This is a genomic window from Saccharothrix sabaoui (assembly GCF_051756985.1).
Taxonomy (GTDB): Bacteria; Actinomycetota; Actinomycetes; order Mycobacteriales; family Pseudonocardiaceae; genus Actinosynnema.
Genome location: NZ_JBPKJK010000124.1, coordinates 19,823 through 27,330, shown reverse-complemented (window position 1 = coordinate 27,330; position 7,508 = coordinate 19,823). Strand labels below are relative to the sequence as shown.

Genomic DNA, 7,508 nt, shown 5'->3' with positions numbered 1-7,508 from the left:
TCAGTCGTCTTTCTTGCTGTTGTAACGCTTTTCCGCGGTGGCGTACTCGGCGGAGTACTCTGCCAGCGCGCGATCCTCGATCTCACCGCGGCGAAGCTGTGCGGCCAGCTCCTCGAGAGACATCGCGGTCACCTCTCTCCCACTGATGCATCACGCATTCAGGCGATACACCAGCCGTATTCTCGGGTTCACGTTACGCAATGTCAAGGCAACTGCGTGAACGTTGGTCCGATTGGGGGATCAAGTTGAGACACTGAGCCAGACGGCCCCCGCTCGACCACGCCTGAACGGCGGTGCGTCACGAGGGCCGTTCGCGTTTCAGCTCCTGGTCGCCCGGTCGAACTCGGCCTTCGGCTCGTGGATCTGCCCGAGGGCCACGACCTCGCGGCCCGAGAACAGCGCCTGCGTCCAGTCCACGAAAACCCGGAACTTCCGGTTGACCGTGGGCATGAACATCACGTGGTAGCTGCGGTGCATGAACCAGGCGAGGACGCCCTTGAGGCGGATGCCGTACACGTCCGCGACGCCCTTGTAGAGGCCGAGGCCGGCCACCGAGCCCACGTACTTGTGATGGTAGTCCTTCGGCTTGCCGCCGCGCAGGCTCGCCACGATGTTCTTCGCGAGCAGCTTCGACTGGCGGATGGCGTGCTGCGCGTTGGGCACGCAGGTCGCCGTCGGGTCCTCCTCGGTGCGCGACAGGTCCGGCACCGCCGAGCAGTCGCCCGCCGCCCACACGCCCGGCAGGCCCACGACCTGCATGGCGGCCGTGCACTGCACGCGACCGCGCGGGTCCAGCGGCAGGTCGGTGTCGCGCAGCATCGGGTTGGCCTTCATGCCGGCCGTCCAGATGATGGTGTCCGAGTCGAACTCGGTGCCGTCGTCGAGGACGACGTGGCCGCCCTCCATCGTCTTCACGCGGGTGTCGAGGTAGCACGTGATGCCGCGCTTCTCCAGCTGCTCGACCGTGTAGACGCCGAGCCGGGCGCTCACCTCGGGCATGATCCGGTTGGTCGCCTCGACCAGCACCCAGTGCATGTCCGCCGCCGTGAGGCCCTCGTAGTAGCGCAGGGCGTAGCGGGCCATGTCCTCCAGCTCCGCCAGCGTCTCGATGCCGGCGAAGCCGCCGCCGATGACGACGAAGCTCAGCAGGCGCTTGCGCAGCTCCGGGTCGTTCGTGCTGGCCGCCTGGTCCAGCCGCGACAGCACGTGGTTGCGCAGGTAGATGGCCTCGCCGATGGTCTTCATGCCGATGCCGACCTCGGGCAGGCCGGGGATCGGCAGGGTGCGCGAGATGGCGCCCAGCGCCGAGACCAGCACGTCGTACTCGAACTCCTCGACGTGGCCGTCGGCGAGCGAGACCGTGACGGTCTTGCGCGAGTGCTCGATCTTCGTGGCGCGGCCCGTGACGACGTGGCAGCGGTTGAGCACCTTGCGCAGCGGCACCACGACGTGGCGCGGCTCGATGGAACCGGCCGCCGCCTCGGGGAGGAACGGCTGGTAGGTCATGTGCGGCTGGGGGTCGATCACCGTGACGGACGCCTCGCCGGAACGCAGCTTCTTCTGCAAGCCCAGCGCGGTGTACATGCCGACGTACCCACCGCCGACGATCACGATCCGTGTGGGTTGCGACTTCACAGCAGCCATACACACATGGTCGCACCGAGGAGGGCATTAGCGCGCATCGACGGGGCCCGTTGTGACCACTGTCGCCGGGTGACGGTCGACACTCGGCCGCTGACCAGCAACGGGGGGTGAAGCCGCTGAGAGGAACGATCCAGATGTTCAGCTCGCGCTGAGCCGCGGGGCCCGTTCCCTCAGCCCCGCCGGCGCAGCAGGAGGACCGCCGCGACGGCCAGCCCGAGGGCGCACAGCAGGGCCACGACCTCCACCGGTGCGTCCGTTCGGCCGTCCGGCAACAGGATGACGAGCCCGCCGAGCGCGAACACGCCCAGTTGAACACCGGCGAACCTCCTCGCCGGTGCCCTTAACACCTCCGGGTGAATGCGGGAGCGGACCGGGACGAGGGCCGCGTAGGCGGCCAGCACGTGCAGCAGGTGCAGCAGCACGACCAGCGCGAAGACGGCCGGCCAGCGCGGTCCGCCGGACGCGAGCACGATCGCCGCCGCCGGGTAGCCGATGAGCAGCGCGACCGCCGCGGACGCCGGGATCGCCGCCGCGGCGGCGGCCAGCACCAGGTAGAGGGCGAGTGCGAGCCCCTCCACGCCGTTGAGGGCGAGCACCGCGGCCACCGCCGCGCAGTCCGCCGCGATGGCCGCCCGCAGCGTCCAGCCGGGCAGCCCCCGGCCCAGCCGCGCGCCCGCCGCGCCCGTGCCGTCCCCCGTGCCCGCCGGGTCACTCCCCGAATCGCCCGACGCCCGCCGCGCGCCCGTGCCGTCCCCGGTGCTCACCGCGTCACCCCCCGTCCACCGCGCGCCCGGCGCAGCACGCCCGCGATCGGCTCGCCCCACCCGACGACGGCCACGCCGTGCCGCCGCATCGCCTCCAGCCGCACGTCGTGCTCCGCCCGGATCACCGCCGCCGCGACCTCGCCCCACGGCGCGTCCCGGTCGGCGCTCAGCGGCGAGGGCAGCACGTCCACCGCCAGCACGACGTTGCCGCGCCGCGCGGCGTGCACGGCCAGCTCCACCACGTCCGCGTCGAGGAACGTCGACAGCACGACCACCAGCGCGCCGTGCGGCACCTGCTCGGGCCGCAGCACGGGCCGCTGCGCCCACCCCGCGGACCGCGCGCACACCACGAGCTGGGTGCGCAGCCGCAGCAGCTGCCGCCGTCCCGCGCCCGGCCGCACGCCGAGCCGCGGCCGGGCCAGGTCCACCAGGGCCACCCGGTCGCCCTGCCGCAGGTAGCCGGCGGCCAGCGACGCCGCCGCCCGCACCGCGAGGTCGAGGCTGCCGCCGGGCCGCACCGTGGCGTCGCGCACCGCCGCCGACCACTCCCCCAGGTCCGCGCCCACGTCCAGGCGGGTGTCCAGGGCGAGCACGACGTCCGCGTCGGCCTCCGCGTGGTGCTCGCGCACGTGCAGGCTCGTCCCCGCCGGCGACCCGGCCATCGCGCCGCTGCGCAGCGACACCCGCCAGTCGACGCGGCGCAGCCGGTCCCCCGGCTGGAACGCCCGGATGTCGCGCAGCTCCACCGAGTCGCCCGGCCGCCGCGACCGGTGCGCGCCGACCAGGCCCACCGCCCGCGCGGGCAGCAGGCCGGCGGGCAGCGGCTCGACCGGCGGCAGGATCACCCGGCCGCGCTCGCCGGCCGTGACGGGGCCGTGCACGAGCAGCGCGTCCGGCCCGGCCACCAGGTGGTCGGGCCGCAGGTCGACGCCCTCGCCCCACGCGTCGCGGCGCAGCACCACCTCGATCCGCCGGGAGGTGGCGGGCAGCAGGTGCACCGGGCCGACGCCCCCGTCCCCGGCGGGCAGCCGGACCGCCAGCAGCTCCGCGCCCCGGCCCGGGTCGACGTCGACCGCGGACGTCGCCGCGCCGACCTCGCCCGTGCGGGGCAGGTCGCGGACCCGCACCGCCGGGGTGCCGCCGACCGGCGCGGTGAGCGCGAGCAGCGTCGACACCAGCAGGGGCGCGCCGATCAGCACCAGCTCGACCCGGTGCAGCAGCACGCCGAGCACGACCGGGCCCACGCCCAGCGCGAGGCCGCGCACCAGCGCGTCGGTGGGGTGCCAGTGCGCGCCCCGGCCGCCGGTGAGCGCCTCCCGCAGCCGCCGCGCCCGGCCGTCCGGCGCGTCGGCGCTCACGACCGGCTGCTCGCGGGGCCCGCGACCCGGCCCAGCAGCTCGGTGACGACCTCCACGCCCGTGGTGCCGGACGTCCACGTCTCCGGGCGCAGGGTCAGGCGGTGCGCCAGCGCGGGCACCGCGCACTCCTTCACGTCCTCGGGCAGCACGAAGTCCCGGCCGTCCAGCACGGCCAGCGCGCGGGCCACGAGCACCAGCGCCTGCGCGCCGCGCGGCGACGCGCCGACCTCGACGGCGGGGTGCGCGCGGGTCGCGGCGGCCAGGTCCACGCAGTAGCGCAGCACGTCGTCGTCCACCGCGACCTGCTCGACGCCCCACTGGAGCAGCCGCAGCCGCTCGGTGTCGAGCACCGGTTCGACCTCGGTCTCCTCGCGCCGCCGGGCCAGCCTGCGGCGCAGCACCTCGACCTCCTCGGCGGGCGGCGGGTAGCCGATGTCCAGGCGCAGCAGGAACCGGTCGAGCTGGGCCTCGGGCAGCGGGTAGGTGCCCTCGTACTCGACCGGGTTCGCGGTGGCCAGCACGTGGAAGGGGCGCGGCAGCGGGAACGTGCGGCCCTCGACCGTGACCTGCCGCTCCTGCATGGCCTCCAGCAGCGCGGACTGCGTCTTGGGCGGCGTGCGGTTGATCTCGTCGGCCAGCAGCAGGCCGGTGAACAGCGGGCCCTCGCGGAAGGTGAAGCCCTGGTCGGCCGGGTTGTAGAGGAACGAGCCGGTGACGTCGGCGGGCAGCAGGTCGGGCGTGCACTGGAGGCGGGTGAACTCCAGCCGGAGCGCCTGCGCGAGGCTGCGCGCCATCAGCGTCTTGCCCAGGCCGGGCACGTCCTCCAGCAGCACGTGCCCGCCGGCGAGGACGGCCGCGAGCGCGAGCCTCAACGACCGCTCCCGGCCCACGACGACGGTGCCGACGGCGGCCAGCACGGCCTTGGCCTCGGTCGCGACGGCGCTGGGCGGGGGTGGCGGGGGCGGGGTGGTCACAGCTTCTCCAGGAGGTCGACGAGCCTCGCGGGCTCGGGCAGCGGCGCGGTCGGGTCGGTGAGCAGGCGGTGCAGCTCGGGCCCGAGGACGTCGCGCGCCCTCGGGTCGTGCACGTCGGGGATGCCGTGCCGCTGCCGCAGCCGGGCGTCGGCGAGGCGGCGCAGGCGCGGTTGGACGCGGGTCCTGAAGCGGTCCTGGTCGACCGCGGCCTCGGCGAGCCGCCCGGCGAGCGCGTCGGCCTGCGTGCTGGTGGCCCCGGCGACGTGCGCGGGCGGCGGCGCCCAGACGACGTCGGTGGCGCGCGGCAGGCGTGCCACGAGCAGCGCCAACCCGGCCGCGGGCAGCGCGCACAGCACCGCCCAGTGCACCGGCGCGCCGTACCTGACCAGCAGGAACGCGGTGACCACCGCGGCCACGACGGCCAGCGCCACGGCCCGGCCCATCCCGGCGAGCGGCGTCACCGCAGGTCCCGCACGACGCGCTCCAGGGCCTCGGCGGCCGTGCGGGCGTCCTCCTCGGTCACCTCGGCGACCCCGAACCGCGCCCGCTGGTAGGCGCGGCGCAGCGCGCCGGTGGCCTCCTCGTCGACCCGGTGGCGGGCGAGCAGGTCGCCGGTGAACTCGGTGGGCGTCTGGTGCCCCCGCCGCGGCACGCCGCTGTCCTCGGCGGCGCGTTCGAGCGCGAGCCAGGCGGCGACGACCGCGTCACCCGGCGGCCCGCCCCGGTCGGCCCGCAGCTCGGCCAGCGCCTCGGTGGCGCGGCGCAGCAGGATCGCGGGCGCGTCCGCGTGGCCCGGGTCGAGCACCGGCGCGTCGACCGCGCCGCCCCTCCCCCGGCGACGGCGGCGGCGGTGCGCGCCGAGCGCGACGAGCAGCCCCACCACCACGATCAGCGCCACCGCGACCAGCACGATCAGCAGCGCGGCGAACGACCCGCCCACCACCGACCCGCCCACACCGGTGTCCAGCACCTCGGTGGCGGCGGTGACCGTCGTCGTGGGCGCGTCCTCGTCGCCCGCGGCCCGCGGCGCGTACACCACCGGCGACGCGCCGCGCGCGGCGAACGCCACCAGGACGAGCGCGGACCCCGTGAGGAGGACGAGCGCGAGCCGGGGCTTCATGGCACCAGGATGCCCTGCGGTCCCGCGACCCCGCCGGGCTTCGGCGGAAGCGGGCGCGCCGCCGACCGGACCCGTCGGCACGAGCACGGACCGCGACTCCGATCGTAGAGTTCGACCATGACGGACAAGACCACCGAAGAACAGCCCGAGGACGCCGGGAAGGGCACCGCGGAGGACCTCCCGACCGACGACCTGGTCACCACCCAGCACAGCATCACCGTCAAGCGGCGCAAGCTGAACTACACCACGACCACCGGTCGGGTGGTGCTGCGCCAGGAGGTGCTGACCGACGGCAAGTTCGACGGGCACCAGCCGAAGGCCGAGGTCTTCGTCACCGCCTACACCCTGGACGGCGCGGACCCGGCCCGGCGGCCGGTGACGTTCGCGTTCAACGGCGGTCCGGGCTCCTCCAGCGTGTGGCTGCACCTGGGGCTGCTCGGGCCGCGCCGCGTGGTCTCCGGCGACGTGGGCGACCTGGCGCCGCCGCCGTACGACCTGGTCGACAACGCCGAGACGCTGCTCGCGCACAGCGACCTGGTGTTCATCGACCCCGTGTCCACCGGGTACTCGCGGGCCGTGAAGGGCGAGAAGCCCGGCCAGTACCACGGGTTCCAGGGCGACCTGGAGTCCGTCGGCGAGGTCGTCCGGCTGTGGACGTCCCGCAACGGCCGGTGGATGTCGCCGAAGTTCCTCGCGGGCGAGTCGTACGGCACGACCCGCGCGGCCGGCCTCGCCGACCACCTCCAGACCCGCTACGGCATGTACCTCAACGGGCTGATGCTCATCTCGTCCGTCCTGGACTTCGCCACGCTGGACTTCAGCGAGGGCAACGACCTGCCGCACACCCTGTTCCTGCCCACGTACGCGGCGATCGCGCACTACCACGGCCTGCACGGCGACCGGTCGTTGGAGGACGTGCTGGCCGACGCCGAGGACTTCGCCTCCCGCGACTACCCGTGGGCGCTGGCGCGCGGCAACCGGCTGACCGCCGAGGAGCGCGAGGCCGCCGTGACCCGCCTCGCGGGGCTGACCGGCCTGTCCACCGACTACGTGGACCGGGTGGACCTGAGGATCGAGCACGTCCGGTTCTTCACCGAGCTGCTGCGCGACCGGCGGCTCGTCGTCGGCCGGCTGGACTCGCGCTTCACCGGCCCGGAGGTCGACCACGGGCGGGAGCACTTCAGCCAGGACCCGTCGTACTCGGCGATCCTCGGGCCGTACACGGCGGCGCTGAACCACTACGTGCGCGCCGAGCTGGGCTACGAGAACGACCTGCCGTACGAGATCCTGACCGGCAACGTGCGGCCGTGGTCGTACAAGGAGTTCGAGGGGGTGCACGTGACGGTGGCCGACCGGCTGGCGGCGGCGATGCGCGCCAACCCGCACCTGAAGGTGCACGTCGCGTACGGCCACCTGGACGGGGCGACCCCGTACTACGCGGCCGAGCACGTGGTGGCGCACCTGCGCGTCCCGGCCGAGCTGCACGCCAACATCGAGCACGCCTACTACCCCGCGGGCCACATGATGTACGTCCACGAGCCGTCCCGCGTGCAGCAGTCGAAGGACCTGGCCGCCTTCGTCCAGTCAGCCTCCAACCGCTGACCCGGTCATGAGCGCATGACACACAGGTCGTGAGCGCATGACACGC

8 protein-coding genes are annotated in these 7,508 nt (G+C 74.4%); 1 reads left to right on the top strand and 7 read right to left on the bottom strand.

All coding sequences use genetic code 11. The features are described 5' to 3' along the window. The 7 genes from ACR807_RS30245 to ACR807_RS30215 all read right to left on the bottom strand — a co-directional run bounded on the left by ACR807_RS30245 (position 1) and on the right by ACR807_RS30215 (position 5,860). On the bottom strand, positions 1–123 hold the full coding sequence (locus ACR807_RS30245; RefSeq protein WP_438924859.1) for a hypothetical protein: 123 nt from the start codon (positions 121–123) through the stop codon (positions 1–3). 195 nt (positions 124–318) lie between these two features. After that, on the bottom strand, positions 319–1,644 hold the full coding sequence (locus ACR807_RS30240) for an NAD(P)/FAD-dependent oxidoreductase (protein WP_438924858.1): 1,326 nt from the start codon (positions 1,642–1,644) through the stop codon (positions 319–321). Positions 1,645–1,814: 170 nt separating this feature from the next. Beyond that, positions 1,815–2,408 (bottom strand): hypothetical protein, encoded by a 594-nt coding sequence (locus tag ACR807_RS30235; RefSeq protein ID WP_438924857.1) that lies wholly within the window; start codon positions 2,406–2,408, stop codon positions 1,815–1,817. Continuing rightward, positions 2,405–3,766: a DUF58 domain-containing protein gene (locus tag ACR807_RS30230; RefSeq protein ID WP_438924856.1), complete on the bottom strand. Its 1,362-nt coding sequence runs from the start codon at positions 3,764–3,766 to the stop codon at positions 2,405–2,407. The genes ACR807_RS30235 and ACR807_RS30230 overlap by 4 nt, the downstream gene beginning before the upstream one ends. Continuing rightward, entirely contained in the window at positions 3,763–4,740 is a 978-nt protein-coding gene (locus tag ACR807_RS30225) for an AAA family ATPase (protein ID WP_438924855.1), read from the bottom strand. The genes ACR807_RS30230 and ACR807_RS30225 overlap by 4 nt, the downstream gene beginning before the upstream one ends. Continuing rightward, complete coding sequence (locus tag ACR807_RS30220; RefSeq protein WP_438924854.1) at positions 4,737–5,201, bottom strand: hypothetical protein; 465 nt, start codon at positions 5,199–5,201, stop codon at positions 4,737–4,739. The genes ACR807_RS30225 and ACR807_RS30220 overlap by 4 nt, the downstream gene beginning before the upstream one ends. Next, on the bottom strand, positions 5,198–5,860 hold the full coding sequence (locus ACR807_RS30215; protein ID WP_438924853.1) for a DUF4129 domain-containing protein: 663 nt from the start codon (positions 5,858–5,860) through the stop codon (positions 5,198–5,200). The genes ACR807_RS30220 and ACR807_RS30215 overlap by 4 nt, the downstream gene beginning before the upstream one ends. Before the next feature lie 117 nt (positions 5,861–5,977). On the opposite strand from ACR807_RS30215, the gene ACR807_RS30210 reads away from it, so the two are divergent. Further along, positions 5,978–7,462 (top strand): S10 family peptidase, encoded by a 1,485-nt coding sequence (locus ACR807_RS30210; RefSeq protein WP_438924852.1) that lies wholly within the window; start codon positions 5,978–5,980, stop codon positions 7,460–7,462. Positions 7,463–7,508 lie beyond the last annotated feature (46 nt).